General features: G+C 72.6%; 10 protein-coding genes and 1 tRNA gene. 5 read left to right on the forward strand and 6 right to left on the reverse strand.

What is annotated here, in order from left to right; genetic code table 11:
- Positions 1 to 19: 19 nt before the first annotated feature.
- Positions 20 to 2,014: an FUSC family protein gene (locus AC3AGO_RS08305; RefSeq protein WP_487819491.1), complete on the forward strand. Its 1,995-nt coding sequence runs from the start codon at positions 20 to 22 to the stop codon at positions 2,012 to 2,014.
- 4 nt (positions 2,015 to 2,018) lie between these two features.
- Here the strand turns inward: AC3AGO_RS08305 and AC3AGO_RS08310 are convergent, their stop codons facing one another.
- On the reverse strand, positions 2,019 to 3,071 hold the full coding sequence (locus AC3AGO_RS08310) for a M23 family metallopeptidase (RefSeq protein WP_487819492.1): 1,053 nt from the start codon (positions 3,069 to 3,071) through the stop codon (positions 2,019 to 2,021).
- 95 nt (positions 3,072 to 3,166) lie between these two features.
- A complete protein-coding gene (locus AC3AGO_RS08315) occupies positions 3,167 to 3,796 on the reverse strand; it encodes a M15 family metallopeptidase (RefSeq protein WP_487819493.1) in 630 nt (209 codons plus the stop codon).
- A 288-nt stretch (positions 3,797 to 4,084) separates the two neighbouring features.
- On the opposite strand from AC3AGO_RS08315, the gene AC3AGO_RS08320 reads away from it, so the two are divergent.
- The 3 genes from AC3AGO_RS08320 to AC3AGO_RS08330 all read left to right on the forward strand — a co-directional run bounded on the left by AC3AGO_RS08320 (position 4,085) and on the right by AC3AGO_RS08330 (position 8,047).
- Entirely contained in the window at positions 4,085 to 6,841 is a 2,757-nt protein-coding gene (locus AC3AGO_RS08320; RefSeq protein WP_487819494.1) for a winged helix-turn-helix domain-containing protein, read from the forward strand.
- Positions 6,842 to 6,984: 143 nt separating this feature from the next.
- Positions 6,985 to 7,287, forward strand: a complete 303-nt coding sequence (locus AC3AGO_RS08325) for a hypothetical protein (RefSeq protein ID WP_487819495.1) — start codon at positions 6,985 to 6,987, stop codon at positions 7,285 to 7,287.
- Position 7,288: 1 nt separating this feature from the next.
- Entirely contained in the window at positions 7,289 to 8,047 is a 759-nt protein-coding gene (locus AC3AGO_RS08330) for a DUF4386 domain-containing protein (RefSeq protein WP_487819496.1), read from the forward strand.
- A 111-nt stretch (positions 8,048 to 8,158) separates the two neighbouring features.
- On the opposite strand, the gene AC3AGO_RS08335 is transcribed toward AC3AGO_RS08330, so the two are convergent.
- From AC3AGO_RS08335 to sucC, 4 genes are all read right to left on the reverse strand, one after another.
- Positions 8,159 to 8,246 (reverse strand) — tRNA-Leu (locus AC3AGO_RS08335).
- A 215-nt stretch (positions 8,247 to 8,461) separates the two neighbouring features.
- On the reverse strand, positions 8,462 to 10,024 hold the full coding sequence (locus AC3AGO_RS08340) for an aldehyde dehydrogenase family protein (RefSeq protein WP_487819497.1): 1,563 nt from the start codon (positions 10,022 to 10,024) through the stop codon (positions 8,462 to 8,464).
- A 133-nt stretch (positions 10,025 to 10,157) separates the two neighbouring features.
- Positions 10,158 to 11,036, reverse strand: a complete 879-nt coding sequence (sucD, locus tag AC3AGO_RS08345) for a succinate--CoA ligase subunit alpha (protein ID WP_487819498.1) — start codon at positions 11,034 to 11,036, stop codon at positions 10,158 to 10,160.
- A 9-nt stretch (positions 11,037 to 11,045) separates the two neighbouring features.
- Positions 11,046 to 12,188 (reverse strand): ADP-forming succinate--CoA ligase subunit beta, encoded by a 1,143-nt coding sequence (sucC, locus tag AC3AGO_RS08350; RefSeq protein WP_487819499.1) that lies wholly within the window; start codon positions 12,186 to 12,188, stop codon positions 11,046 to 11,048.
- Positions 12,189 to 12,364: 176 nt separating this feature from the next.
- Here sucC and AC3AGO_RS08355 point away from each other — a divergent pair, with 176 nt between their 5' ends.
- On the forward strand, positions 12,365 to 14,083 hold the full coding sequence (locus tag AC3AGO_RS08355; RefSeq protein WP_487819500.1) for a thiamine pyrophosphate-binding protein: 1,719 nt from the start codon (positions 12,365 to 12,367) through the stop codon (positions 14,081 to 14,083).
- The last annotated feature ends 7 nt before the right edge of the window (positions 14,084 to 14,090 follow it).

Raw genomic sequence — 14,090 nt, forward strand, 5'->3', positions numbered from 1 at the left:
GTACCCGACGAGGAGGCCCGTGCTCCGCACAGCAGTCCGTACCGCCGTCCGACGCATCCCCGCCGTTCCGCTCTGGCTCGTGCACCCGTTCCGCTGGCAGCGCGGCCCCGTGCCCCGTGCCGCTGTCGCGCGCGGGGCACTGGCGGCAGGCCCGCTGCTCGCCGCGGGGCTCGCCCTCGGCAACGTCACGGCGGGCGTGCTGGCCGCACTCGGCTCGATGCTCGCCGGGGTCAACGACCGCCCCGGAACCCGCCGTACGGGCCTCGCCCACATCGGTCTGCCGGCGCTCGCGGGTGCGGCAGGACTGTCCATCGGTTCCCTGATGGAGAGCTTCTCGCCGTCCGAATGGTGGGCCGTGCCACTGCTGTTCGCCGTCGCCATGGTGGGCGGCACGGTCAGCATCACGGGCCCCGTGTGGTCGGCCGCCGGCATGCAGCTCATCGTCACCACGGCCGTCGGGGACGGCATGCCGCTGCCCGGCGCCCCGTACGAGAAGGTGCTCTGCTTCCTCGCCGGCGCCGGATGGCTGCTGCTGCTCCGGCTGGTGCTCCGCCCGCCCCGTCCGCAGGGCGGCGCGCTGGACGGTGAACGGGCCGCGGTGGCGGGCGTGTTCGACGCACTCGCAGACGCGCTCGACGCGTCCGGCGGCCCCGGAGCCGAACCGGCCCGCCGGAAGCTGACCACCGCGCTGGACCGCGCCGACGACGCGCTGCGGCTGCACCGGCTGCTCAGCCTGCGCACACGCCGCAGCGCACACGAGGCGCTGCTGGCCGAACGGTTCGCGTCGGCGACCGCACTGTGCGAGGCCGGTGTGGCACTCCTGTGGGAGGGCCGGGTCCTGCCGGACCGGGTGGCCGAGGGGCCGCGCCGGCTCGCCGAGGCGGTACGCAGCGGCAACCCTCCGGGCCCGCTGCCCGCGCCGGCCTCCGACAGTCCTGCCCGCAGCTCCTTCGACCGCGCGCTGCTGGCCGCGGCCGTCGCCTTCGGCCGTACCTCGCCCGCGGCGGCAGAAGAGGACGTTCCGGCCGGTACGCCGCACGCCCCGCACACCGGCCGTACGGCGAGCGGCCGTTACCGCCACTACCGGCGCGCGCTGTTCGGTCCCGCGGGCCGTACGTACGGACTGCGCGTCGCCTTCTGCGTGTCCGCCAGCACGGTGGTCGCGCTGCTGCTGGGCACCGAGCACTGGTTCTGGCTGCCCGCGACGGCGGCGTTCCTCGTCAAGCCCGACATGGGCCCGCTGTTCTCCCGTACGGTCAACCGGTTCGCCGGGACGGCGCTCGGTGTGCTCGTCTTCGCCGCACTGTCGACGGTGCTGACAGCTGTGCCGCTGGGCGTCTGGTGGCCGGCCGTCGTCGCCGGGGCGGCGGGTGCGCTGGTGCCCGTGGCGACGCGGCACTTCGCCTTCCAGACCTCGGTCATCACCGTCATGGTGCTGTCGTTCGTGTGGGTGGCGGGCGACACGCAGGCCATGCTGCCGCGGCTGACGCACACGGCGATCGCCTGCGTCATCGTGCTGCTCGTCGGGCACCTTCCGCATCTGGTGGCGCCCGGGGCGCAGGTCGGCCACCGGTTCGCGACGGCGCTACGGCGCACGGAGGACTACACGCGGCAGATCCTCACCACGGCGCAGGGCGCGGACGCGGACGGCGAGCGCCGGGCGCTGCGCCGCGACGCCTACCGCGCGCTCGGCGAGGCCCGCACCATAGCGGAGAAGGCGGAGGCCGAATTCCCCTCCCGGCGCGGCCAGTCCCGCGGCTGGCTCGGCGTACTGGCCACGGCCGAACGTGTCGTGGACGCCGCCACCGCCTGCGCCGTGCGCCTGGAACACGGGGCCCCGCGCCCGCCGCGGGGCGAGGCGGACGCCGTCGCCGAGGTGCTGGACGGGGTCGCGGACAGTCTGGACGGCCGCGGGAAGCGCGGGAGTTCCGCCTCGCTTGCCGACGAGGACCGGGATCTCGCCGCGGTGGTGGAACGGCTGCACCGCGTCGGCGCGCTGGCGTCCGCGGCCTGACCCGTCACAGGGTGACGCCGCGCTCCCGCAGCCACGGCACCGGGTCGATGCCGGAGCCGAGCTGCGGCGTGGCCCGGATCTCCAAGTGCAGGTGCGGCCCTGTGGAGTTGCCCGTGTCGCCGGACAGGCCGATCTGCTGTCCTGCGGACACTCTGCTGCCCGGTTTCGCCTGGAGCAGCGACAGGTGCGCGTACTGCGAGAAGTAGCCGTTGTCGTGCCGGACGACGATCTGGTTGCCGAAGCCGTCGCCGCAGCCCGCCGAGTACACGGTGCCGGCGCCCACCGCGTGGACGGGTGTGCCCTCCGGCACGGCGAAGTCCTGGCCCGTGTGCCAGCTCGACCAGCGGGCGCCGGACGAGGCGAAACCGGCGGACAGTTCGTACGTGTCGACGGGTGCCACCCAGCGGGCGCCGGCCCGGCGGGACGGCGGCGGGTCGGCCTGCGCGCAGCCGGTCGGCGTGCGGCTGATGACAGGGGCGGCCGCCTGCTGGGCGCGGCGCAGTTCCGCGCGGGCGCGGGCGAGCTGCCGGTCGACGGCACGCTTGGCCGCGGTGCGGCGGTCGGCGCTCACCTCCAGCCTGCGCAGGGTGGACTGGGCCTCGGCGCGGCGCTGTTCGAGGTCGCGCTGTGCGACGCGGGTGCTCCTCAGGAGACCGCTGAACGCGTGGTCGCCCTGCCGCTGCGCGTCGAGGCGGAGCAGAAAGGTCTCCGGGGAGCGGGAGTTGAGGAGCTGGGCGCCGGGAGACCAGACGCCCTGCCGGTACTGACTCCGCGCCACGACACCGGCCTGCGCGTACAGAGTCTCCAGCCGACGCTCGCCGTGGTGCACGGCAGTCCGTGCGCGGGCGGCGGTGCGCCGCTGCGCGGACGCCTCGCGGCGCGCCTTCTCATAGCGCTCGGTGGCCTGACCCGCCTTCCGGTACAGCGCGTCGAGACGGGCTGTCACATGGGCGACGGGCTGCGGGTGCGGCGGCGGTCCGGCATCGGCTGCCGTACCGCCGGTCAGCGGTAGCACGCAGACGAGAGCGACGACTCCGGCCCGGGCGATATATCCCATGAACCGATGGTGACCGGGCAGATCACGCTGTCCCCGGCATTGGTCCGGCGCCACGCGGCGCCGCTCCACCGTCCGGCGGAGGGGCGCCGGACCGGTCATGTCCGGTCGCAGGGCGCGTAGACGGCGGACCGCGCGCCGGCGGTCCAGGCCCAGTAGCGGTCGCCGTACGACCAATGCCACCACTCCGTCGGGTAGTTGACCATGCCGACGGTGGACAGTGCCCCGATCATCGCCGCTCTGTTCCGCCGGGCCGTGTCGGACAGGCCGGGGGCCTGGGTGTAGCAGGCGCCGTCGCTCTCCTCCGGGGTGGCCGCCTCGGGGCAGCCCATGTCGATCTCCCGGCCGTCGTCCGTGCACACCGTCAGGTCGGCCGCCGCGCCGGCGACGTGCCCCGCGGTCTCCTGCGGTGCGCACCAGCGGGTCGCCGCGGAGTGGATGTCCGCGGCGGCGGCCTCCGGGTGCAGGACGCGCAGCCGGTCCGCGTACCCGTCGAAGATGTGCTGCTGGAGCGCCGGCGGCCGGTACCCCTCGACCAGGAGCCAGTGCCATCGGACCGGCAGCAGCTGCTGGGCGCGCTGCAGCCGCTTCACGACGCCGGCCCGCAGGTGTGCCCAGTCGCCGTGGGGGTCGGAGCGGCGGGTGTCGACGCGCATCAGGTCGCGGCAGTCCACCAGCGGCTCGCCGCACTCCTCGGCCGGTACGGCGGCGACCCGCGGATCGCTCATCAACACGATGCTCTCGCTGTGCCTGTCCATGGCCTGTTCAACGCCGCCGGGGACACGGCGGTTCTCCGCCCGCGACCCGGGAATCCGGAATCGGGGATCCCCTGAGCGCGGCCCAGGGGCGCCCCGGAGCGCGGAGCCGGCGGCTGCCGGACGCAGTTGTGCGCGGATCAAGGTGCCGTCCGGACCGGGCATGAGGGGATGAGGGGATGCGGTCCGGGCAGGCCTGCAACATGACGGAGTGTCGTACCTTCGTGTGCACCGGCTCGAGCGCACGGGAGGGGGCATGTCGTGGCAACTCCCCTGATCGAGACCAAGCTGCACCGCCCCCGGATGCGACACGGTGCGGTGGCGCGCCCGCGCCTGGGCGAGCTCCTGAGCCGCGGGGCGAGGTCGCGGATGACCCTCGTCTCGGCCCCGGCAGGCTTCGGCAAGACGACGCTGCTGGCCGAGTGGCTTCAGGGTGCCGTCGCCGGACAGCGGAGCGTGGCGTGGCTCTCCCTCGACGCCCGCGACAGTCAACCCCCGTCATTCTGGACCTACTTGGTGACCGCCCTGCAGCGGGCCGCACCCGGCGTGGGCAGCAGTGCCCTGCCGCTGCTGCGGTCGGCCGGGACAGCGGTCGAGACCGTGCTGGCCACCGTGCTCAATGAGCTCGGTGCCCTGACGAGCCCGCTCGATCTGGTCCTCGACGACTACCACCTCGCCGACAGTCCGGACATCCGGACAGGCATGACGTTCCTGCTCGAACATCTCCCGCCGCAGGTACATCTGGTGATCAGCACCCGCGCCGATCCGGCTCTGCCGCTCGCCCGGCTCCGCGCCCGCGGCGAGCTGACCGAACTGCGCGCCGCCGACCTCCGCTTCACCCCCGACGAGGCGGCGACGTACCTCAACGGGGCCGCCGGACTGAACCTGACCGCGGCGGACATCGAAGCGCTGGAGCAGCGCACCGAAGGCTGGATCGCCGCGCTCCAGCTGGCGGCGCTCTCGCTCCAAGGACGCGACGACGCCGCGGGGTTCATCGCCGGCTTCGCCGGAGACGACCGGTACGTCGTCGACTATCTGGTCGAGGAGGTCCTCGAACGCCACAGCGACGACGTCCGCGACTTCCTGCTCAGGACGTCCGTCCTCAACCGCCTCAGCGGCCCGTTGTGCGACGCCGTCACCGGACGCCGGGGCGGCAAGGCCATGCTGGCCGCCCTCGACCGGGCCAATCTGTTCGTCGTGCGGCTCGACGACAGCCGCCGCTGGTACCGCTATCACCAGCTCTTCGCGGACGTCCTGCGCGCGCACCTGGCCGACGAGCGCCCCGGCGAGGTCGCGGGTCTGCACCGCCGGGCCGGCGAGTGGTACGACGGCGCGGGCGATCCGGTGTCGGCGGTCAGTCACGCACTCGAGGCGGGAGACGCCGGCCGGGCAGCCGACCTCGTCGAGCGTGCCATCCCGGCCCTGCGGCGAAGCAGGGACGAAGTCACCGTCCGCGGCTGGCTGGAGGACCTTCCGGACGACATCGTGCGCGCCCGGCCCGTACTCGCCGTGGGCCTGATCGGCGCGCTCATGTCCTGCGGCGAGTTCGAGGGGGTCGAGGCACGCCTGCGGGAGGCCGAGCGGCTCCTGGACAGCCGCGCGGAAGGCGGCCCGGCCTCCGAACCGGCCGCCGGCCGGGGCGAGTTCGACCGGCTGCCCGGTGCGATCGAGATGTACCGCTCCGCCCTCGCGCTGGTACGGGGCGACCCGTCCGCAACCGTGACCCACGCGGCCCGGGCCATCGACCGTGCGGCACAGGACGACCACCTCACCCGTGCCGCGGCATCGGCCCTGTCCGGGCTCGCCCGCTGGGGCGGCGGCGACCTGGACGCCGCCCGCGCGGCCTACGCCGCCGCCATCGACGGCATGTACCGGGCGGGGCACATAGCGGACATCCTGGGGTGCTCGATCGCGCTGGCCGACATTCACCTCGCCCAGGGCCGTCCGACCGACGCGCAGCGCACCTACGAGCGGGCGCTGCGGCTCGCCTCCGAGGAACCGGACACTCTGCGGGGAACACCGGACATGCACGTCGGGCTGAGCGGGATCGCCTGGGAACGAGGAGACCCCGCGGCCGCGGCCGAACACCTGCGGCGAGCGCGGGAGTTCGGCGAACCGGCCGGATTGCCGCAGCACCCCTACCGTTGGAGGGTCGCGACGGCCGGGATCCTGGACGCCGAGGGTGACCAGGACGGCGCCCTGGAGCTGCTCGGGGAGGCGGAGCGCGTCCACACCAACGACTTCTCCCCGGACGTACGGCCCGTCCCGGCCACCCGCGTACGGCTCCTGGTCGCCCACGGCAATCTGGACGAGGCCCTCGACTGGGCCCGCCGGCAAGGGCTGACTGCCGACGACGACCTGTCCTACGTGCGCGAGTACGAACACATCACCCTGGCCCGGATCTTCCTCGCCCAATACGCCGCGGACGGCTCCGAGCCCGCGCTCAGTGCCGCCGTCCGGCTCCTCCACCGGCTCCTCGCGGCCGCCCGGGCCGGAGGACGGACCGGCAGTGCCATCGAGATCCTCGTGCTGCAGTCGCTCGCCCAGCACGCCGCCGGCGACGGCCCCGCCGCCCACGCGGCCCTGGAGCGCGCGCTGACCCTGGCCGAACCGGAAGGCTACGTCCGCGTGTTCACCGAGGCAGGGCCGCCGATCGCCGCGCTGCTCACCACCCTCGCGAGGCAACGGCCCGACTGGGCATACCCGCGCCGGCTCCAGGACGCGGCAGCCCAGACCGGCGGCTCCACCGGAGCGCAGTCCGGAGCGCAGCCTGCCGCGCCATCAGCGCCTGCCCGACAACAGCAACTCGTCGAACCGTTGAGCGCGCGCGAGTCGGAGGTACTGCGGCTGCTGGCCACCGATCTCAACGGGCCGGACATCGCCCGTCGGCTCAGCGTGTCGCTGAACACCCTGCGCACCCACACCCAGCACATCTACACCAAGCTGGGAGTCACCAACCGGCGCGCCGCAGTGCGTCGGGCCGGAAGTCTCGGCCTCCTCTCCCGCGACCCCGGCTGATGAGAAACGGCCTCTCCGGGGCCCGTTGACAGTCCGGCCGCGGAATCACCACCCCGGTCACCACATGTGGTGATGCCTGCTCATCACACCGCTTGCGACCTTGCCGTCATGTTCCGGATACGCGAGGTACGAGAAGCGCCGTCATGAGGACCCCACCGACCGCCCCTCAGCCCGGTCCCGGCTGGTACGAGATCCGTCTTCAGGGCCGCCTCGAGCCGAGGTGGGCCGCCTGGTTCGACGGCATGACCCTCACCGCCGGCAGCGACGGGACCACCCTTCTGCAAGGTCCCGTCGTGGATCAGGCGGCACTTCACGGGCTGCTGCACAAGCTGCGCGATCTCGGCCTCCCCCTGCTCTCGGTCGCCCGGGTGGGGACCGGGCCGCGGCAGAACGACCCGACGACGTTCCCACCCGGCACTTCCGGCCACTCACACCCCGGAGACTGACATGACCACCGCCATGCGAACCGCCGCGACGGCCCCGGCACCGGCCGACTGGACGAGGAAGCACGCCTTCGCGGGAGGGCTGCTCTACCTGATCACCTTCCTGTCATCCATCCCCGCGCTGCTCCTCATCGCCCCCGTCCTGGACAACACCGGCTACATCGTCGGCGCCGGCGCCGACACCCGCGTGCTGTGGGGGAGTTTCCTCGACCTGGTGAACGCCCTGGCCTGCGTCGGCACCGCCGTCGCGGTCTTCCCGGTCGTCAGGCGGAAGAACGAGGCACTGGCGCTGGGCTTCGTCACCTCGCGGCTGGTCGAGGCCGCGGTCATCCTGATCGGCGTGGTGAGCCTGCTGTCCGTGGTCAGCCTGCGTCAGGACTTCGCGGGCACCGCCGGCGGGGACGCGGCATCGCTGGTCACCACCGGACAGGCGCTCGTGACCATCCGCGACTGGACGTTCCTGCTCGGCCCCGGCGCCATGGCCTGCATCAACGCGCTGCTGTTCGGCACGCTGCTGTACCGGTCGCGGCTGGTGCCCCGCACCATCCCCGCCATCGGCCTCATCGGAGCCCCGCTGCTCCTGACGGCCAACACCGCGACTTTCTTCGGCCACAACGACCAGCTCTCCGCGTGGACGCTCCTCGCCACCCTGCCCATCGCCGCCTGGGAGCTCTCCGTCGGCACCTACATGCTCGTGAAGGGTTTCAGGACCACAGCCGTCACCCCCCGTACGCCCGAAGTCCCCGCAAGCGTCAGCGTGTAGCACCTCCACCCCGCGCGGCCTGTCCATCGAGTACGGCCGCACCCCACGCAAAAATGCGGGTCAGGATTGCTCCTGACCCGCATCACGCTCGCCGTCGCACTGGCGAAAAGCTGGTGTCGGGAGGGGGACTTGAACCCCCACGCCCTGTAAAGGGCACTAGCACCTCAAGCTAGCGCGTCTGCCATTCCGCCACCCCGACAAAGGTGTACGTACCGCTGTGGGCCGGGGCCCTGCGCGGCGACACAGAGACAATACCAAGACTTGGGAGTGCGTTTCACCTGCCTTATTCGACGTAAGGTCCGCTTCTGGGTGGATGGTTCCGATTTGTCATGGTGGACGAATCGCCCGCGCGCGTGCCGAGCGGTGCGGGGCCGGCGGACACCGGAAGGCGTCCGCCGGCCCCGCACCCCGGGGTCAGGCCGCTTCCGGCTGGAGGCGGTAGTCGGGGAAGTTGCCGGGGAGGCGTTCGCCGCGCGGGCCCTCGGTGACCGCGCGGATCAGCAGGTCGCCGCCGACGAAGGCGCCGCGCCAGGAGGCGCCGAAGCCGCCGAACAGTTCGTCCCTGTCGCCACGTGAACGGGGCGTGTTGTGCCCGGTCTTGAAGGCGCGGATCTGCGGGGCGAGCCGGGCGAAGGTGGCCTCGTCGTCGGTGGAGAGGGTGGCGACGAGGGCGCCGTTGCTGGCGTTCATGGCGGCCAGCAGTTCCGCCTCCGTGTCGACGAGGACGATGCTGTCGACGGGGCCGAACGGCTCCGCGTGGTGCAGCGGCGACGTGGTCGGCGGGGAGAGCAGGGTGGTCGGCGGGAGGTACGCGGAGGTGTCCTGGCCGGGGAGGAACAGGCCGTCCGCGAGGGTGCCGCGGTGCAGGGGCACGGCGCCGCGGCCGATGGCCTCGGCGGTCTGGTCGGCGAGTTCCTTCGCCTTGGCCGCGTTGACGAGCGGCCCGAAGTCCAGTGCGGGCAGCGCGTCGTCGGGGTGGGCGACGGCCAGCGGGTGGCCGAAGCGGAGCGCGCGGACGGCCGGCAGATAGGCGGCGAGGAAGTCCGCGAAGGCGGAGCGCTGTACGACGAACCGCGGGTACGCGGTGCAGCGCTGTTTGCCGTAGTCGAAGGTCTTGCGGAGCAGGGGGGTCAGCGCCGGCCAGTCCGTGTAGTTCCACACGCCCCAGCAGTTGAGTCCCTCCTGTTCGAGGATGTGCCGTTTGCCGAGGTCGGTGACGGCGGTGGCGACGCGGGCCCCGGTGTCGCGGCCGCCGACGAAGGACACGCAGCCGATCTCCTCGGAGCGGACCAGGACTTCGGACAGTTCGCTGCCGCTGCCGCTGACGAGGGTGAGCGGCAGCCCCTCCCGTACGCCCAGGGCGCAGGCGAGGGTGAGACAGGCGAGGCCGCCGTCGGTGGGCGTCTTGGCGATGACGGCGTTGCCCGCGAGCGCCTGGATGAACATGGCGTGCGCCAGCACGCTCATCGGGTAGTTCCAGCTGGCGATGTTGGAGACGGGGCCCGGCAGGGACGTACGGCCTTCGAGCATGTCGTCGATGTGGTCGACGTACCAGCGCACGCCGTCGACGGCGCGGTCGACGTCGGCCTGGGCCTGCTTCCAGGGCTTGCCGATCTCCCAGACCAGCAACAGGGCGAGCAGTTCGCGGTGTTCGGCGAGCGCGTCCAGTGCGGCGGCGACGCGGGCGCGGCGTTCGGGCAGTGCGACGTGGCGCCAGGCGCGGTGCTGGTCGAGGGAGGCGCGTACGGCCTGCCGGGCGGTGTCCGCGTCCAGCATCGGCGGTCCGGCGATGGGCGTGCCGTCGACGGGGCTGGTCGAGGTCAGCGGGGTGCCGTCGGGGTGCCAGGTGCCGTTCCACAGGTTGCGGACCCGGTCGTCGGCGTCGAACGCCTCGGGGGCGACGGCACGGCAGCGCTGCCATGCGTCGGCCCATGAGGTGCCGGGCTTGGAGGTGAGGGTGGTGAGGGTGGATCCCATCGGTGATTCTCCGCTCTCGTTGCACGTACGGGGCGGGTGCGCGTGGGGTCGAACTCTCCGGTGACCGTAGCCAGTCGGCATGCACGGGGCCACCGGGTCCACGCAGTGAGACGGGCCGGGCAGCGAGGCCCGGTCAGGCGAGGCGGTCGAGGACGAGCCGGGCGGCCTCGCTCGGCGTGCGGCCCACCCGTACGCCCGCCGCCTCCAGTGCTTCCTGTTTGGCGGCCGCAGTGCCGGCCGAGCCGGAGACGATGGCGCCGGCGTGGCCCATGGTCCTGCCCTCGGGTGCGGTGAAGCCGGCGACGTAGCCGACGACGGGTTTGGTGACCTCGCGCGCGATGTACTCGGCCGCGCGCTCCTCGGCGTCGCCGCCGATCTCACCGATGAGCACGATCAGATCGGTGTCCGGGTCGGCCTCGAAGGCGGCGAGGCAGTCGATGTGGCTGGTGCCGATGACGGGGTCGCCGCCGATGCCGACGCAGGTGGAGAAGCCGATGTCGCGGAGCTCGTACATGAGTTGGTAGGTGAGGGTGCCGGATTTGGAGACCAGGCCGATCCGGCCGGGCTCGGGTGCGATGTCGGCGGGGATGATGCCGGCGTTGCTCTGGCCGGGGCTGATGAGGCCCGGACAGTTGGGGCCGATGACGCGGGTGCCGCGGTCGCGGGCGTACGCGTGGAAGGCCACCGCGTCGTGTACGGGGATGCCCTCCGTGATGACGACGGCCAGCGGCATCCCCGCGTCGGCCGCCTCCTCGACGGCCGCGCGGGCGAACGGCGGCGGCACGAACAGCACCGTCACGTCGGCGCCGGTGGCGTCGCGCCCTTCGCGGACGGAGCCGAAGACGGGGACGGACCGGCCGTCGATGTCCACATTCCGGCCGGCCTTGCGCGGGTTGACGCCGCCGGCCACGTCGGTGCCCGCCGCGAGCATGCGGCGGGTGTGCTTCATGCCCTCGGCGCCGGTCATGCCCTGGACGAGGACCTTGCTCTCCTTGCCGATGAAGACGGACATGCGGAACTCCTAGGCTGCCGTGGCGAGTTCGGCGGCGCGCCGCGCGGCGCCGTCCATGGTGGGGTGCTGCTCCAGCAGCGGATGCGGGTGCGCGTCGAGCAGTTCGCGGCCGCGGGCCGCGCTGTTGCCGTCGAGGCGGACGACGAGCGGTTTGCTCAGCCGGACCCGGCCGAGGGCCGTGGTGATGCCGTCGGCGACCGCGTCGCAGGCGGTGATGCCGCCGAAGACGTTGACGAGGACGGATTTCACGCCGGGGTCGGACAGCACCAACGACAGGGCGTCGGTCATGACCTGTGCGGAGGCGCCGCCGCCGATGTCGAGGAAGTTCGCGGGCCGCGCCCCGCAGCCGGCGACGACGTCGAGGGTGGACATGACGAGTCCCGCGCCGTTGCCGATGACGCCGACATCGCCGTCGAGCCGTACGTACCCGAGGCCCTTGGCCGCCGCCTCGGCCTCCAGCGGGTCGAGCGTGCCGCGGTCCTCCTCCTCGCCCCAACGGGCCTGCCGGAAGCGGGCGTTGTCGTCGAGCGTGATCTTGCCGTCGAGCGCCGTGAGGGTGCCGTCGCCGGTGGTCACGAGGGGGTTGACCTCGACCAGGAGGGCGTCCTCGGACACCATCACCTGCCACAGCCCGCGCAGGACGGGAGCGGCTGCGGCCGGCAGTCCGGCCGCCGCGGCGATGTGCGCGGCGACGGCTTCCGTGACGCCCTCGGCCGGGTCGACGGGCACCCGGATCACGGCCTCGGGGCGGGCGGCGGCGACCTCCTCGATCTCCATGCCGCCCTCGGCGGAGGCGATGGCGGTGAACTGCCCGGCCGCCCGGTCGAGCACGTACGACACGTAGAACTCGCGCTGTACGTCCACGGGTTGGGCGAGCATCACGGTGTGCACGGGGTGGCCCTTGAGGACCGTGCCGAGCATCTGGCGCGCGGTGAGCTCGGCCGCCGCGGCGTCCGCCGCGCGTTTCACGCCGCCCGCCTTGCCCCGGCCTCCCGTCTTGACCTGCGCCTTGACGACGACGCCGTGCGTGTCGGCGTCCAGCTGTTCCGCAACGGCCCGCGCCTCGCGGGCCGTTGACGCGGTGCCGGCTCGCGGCACGGGCACGCCGTACCGCTCGAAGAGTTCCCTTGCCTGGTGTTCGTGAAGGTCCATGCCCACTCCTCGCGGGTCGGAAGGAAACGAACGGTGCGCGCCCCCTGGACATCACCCGGACTCTGCGGGATAACAAGCTTCATACAGGATAACGTCGACTGTATGCAATCTGCCTGTGCAGCCGAGTAGTTGCTGCGTACGCGCATCGACACCCGTACGAAGGGACGCGATCTGCCATGCCCGAGGAAAGCCAGGCCCGCGGCCGGAACGCCGAACAGGACGGCGGACAAGAACTCATATCCGGCGGGCACTTGGTGGCCAAGGCGCTCAAGGCCGAGGGCGTGGAGGTGATCTACACGCTCTGCGGCGGCCACATCATCGACATCTACGACGGCTGTGTGGACGAGGGCATCGAGGTCGTCGACGTACGCCACGAACAGGTCGCCGCGCATGCCGCCGACGGGTACGCCCGGCTCACCGGAAAGCCCGGCTGCGCCGTCGTCACGGCGGGCCCCGGCACCACCGACGCCGTCACCGGTGTCGCCAACGCCTTCCGCGCCGAGTCGCCCATGCTGCTGATAGGCGGTCAGGGAGCGCACACCCAGCACAAGATGGGCTCGCTCCAGGACCTGCCGCACGTCGACATGATGACGCCGATCACCAAGTTCGCCGCCACCGTGCCCGACACGGCCCGCGCGGCCGACATGGTCTCCATGGCGTTCCGCGAGTGTTACCACGGCGCGCCCGGACCCTCCTTCCTGGAGATCCCGCGCGACGTGCTGGACGCCAAGGTGCCGGTGGAGAAGGCGCGGGTGCCCGCGGCCGGCCACTACCGCGCCTCGACGAAGCAGGCCGGCGATCCGGAGGCCATCGAGAAGCTCGCCGACCTGCTCGTCCGCGCGGAACGGCCCGCCATCCTGCTCGGCAGCCAGACCTGGACGTGCCGGGCGACGGACGCCGCACGGGAGTTGGTCCGCACCCTCAACGTGCCCGCCTACATGAACGGCGCGGGCCGCGGCACCCTCCCGCCCGGCGACCCGCACCACTTCCAGCTCTCCCGCCGGTACGCGTTCTCCAACGCCGACGTCATCGTCATCGTCGGCACGCCCTTCGACTTCCGGATGGGCTACGGAAAGCGCCTCTCCCCCGACGCGACCGTCGTCCAGATCGACCTGGACTACCGCACCGTCGGCAAGAACCGCGACATCGACCTCGGCATCGTCGGCTCCGCCGACCTCGTGCTGTCCTCCGTCACCCAGGCCGCCTCGGGACGGCTGAACGGCGGTGCGGCCAAGCGCGAGGCGTGGCTGGACGAGCTGCGGACGGCCGAACAGACCGCGCTGGACAAGAGGTTGCCGCAGCTGCGCTCGGACGCCTCCCCCATCCACCCGTACCGGCTCGTCAGCGAGATCAACGACTTCCTGACCGAGGACTCGCTCTACATCGGCGACGGCGGCGACATCGTCACCTTCTCCGGGCAGGTCGTCCAGCCCAAGGCGCCGGGCAACTGGATGGACCCGGGGCCGCTGGGCACGCTCGGCGTCGGCGTGCCGTTCGTACTGGCCGCCAAGCAGGCCCGGCCGGACAAGGAGGTCGTGGCCCTCTTCGGGGACGGCGCCTTCTCCCTCACCGGCTGGGACTTCGAGACGCTCGTGCGCTACGACCTGCCGTTCGTCGGGATCGTCGGCAACAACTCCTCGATGAACCAGATCCGTTACGGCCAGAAGGCCAAGTACGGCGAGGCGCGCGAACGGGTCGGCAACACCCTCGGCGACGTTCCGTACGACCAGTTCGCGCGGATGCTCGGCGGCCACGGCGAAGAGGTCCGCGACCCGGCGCAGATCCGTCCCGCGCTGGAGCGTGCCCGCGCCTCCGGCAAGCCCTCGCTGGTCAACGTCTGGGTCGACCCGGACGCGTACGCCCCCGGAACCATGAATCAGACGATGTACAAGTGAGGTGACG

Source organism: Streptomyces sp. BL1, from assembly GCF_057628045.1.

Coding starts and splice junctions, on each gene's coding strand:
- AC3AGO_RS08310 (WP_487819492.1), bottom strand. CDS start 3,071: ATGGGATATATCGCCCGGGCCGGAGTCGTCGCTCTCGTCTGCGTGCTA.
- AC3AGO_RS08315 (WP_487819493.1), bottom strand. CDS start 3,796: ATGAGCGATCCGCGGGTCGCCGCCGTACCGGCCGAGGAGTGCGGCGAG.
- AC3AGO_RS08325 (WP_487819495.1), top strand. CDS start 6,985: ATGAGGACCCCACCGACCGCCCCTCAGCCCGGTCCCGGCTGGTACGAG.
- AC3AGO_RS08330 (WP_487819496.1), top strand. CDS start 7,289: ATGACCACCGCCATGCGAACCGCCGCGACGGCCCCGGCACCGGCCGAC.
- AC3AGO_RS08340 (WP_487819497.1), bottom strand. CDS start 10,024: ATGGGATCCACCCTCACCACCCTCACCTCCAAGCCCGGCACCTCATGG.
- sucD (WP_487819498.1), bottom strand. CDS start 11,036: ATGTCCGTCTTCATCGGCAAGGAGAGCAAGGTCCTCGTCCAGGGCATG.
- sucC (WP_487819499.1), bottom strand. CDS start 12,188: ATGGACCTTCACGAACACCAGGCAAGGGAACTCTTCGAGCGGTACGGC.
- AC3AGO_RS08355 (WP_487819500.1), top strand. CDS start 12,365: ATGCCCGAGGAAAGCCAGGCCCGCGGCCGGAACGCCGAACAGGACGGC.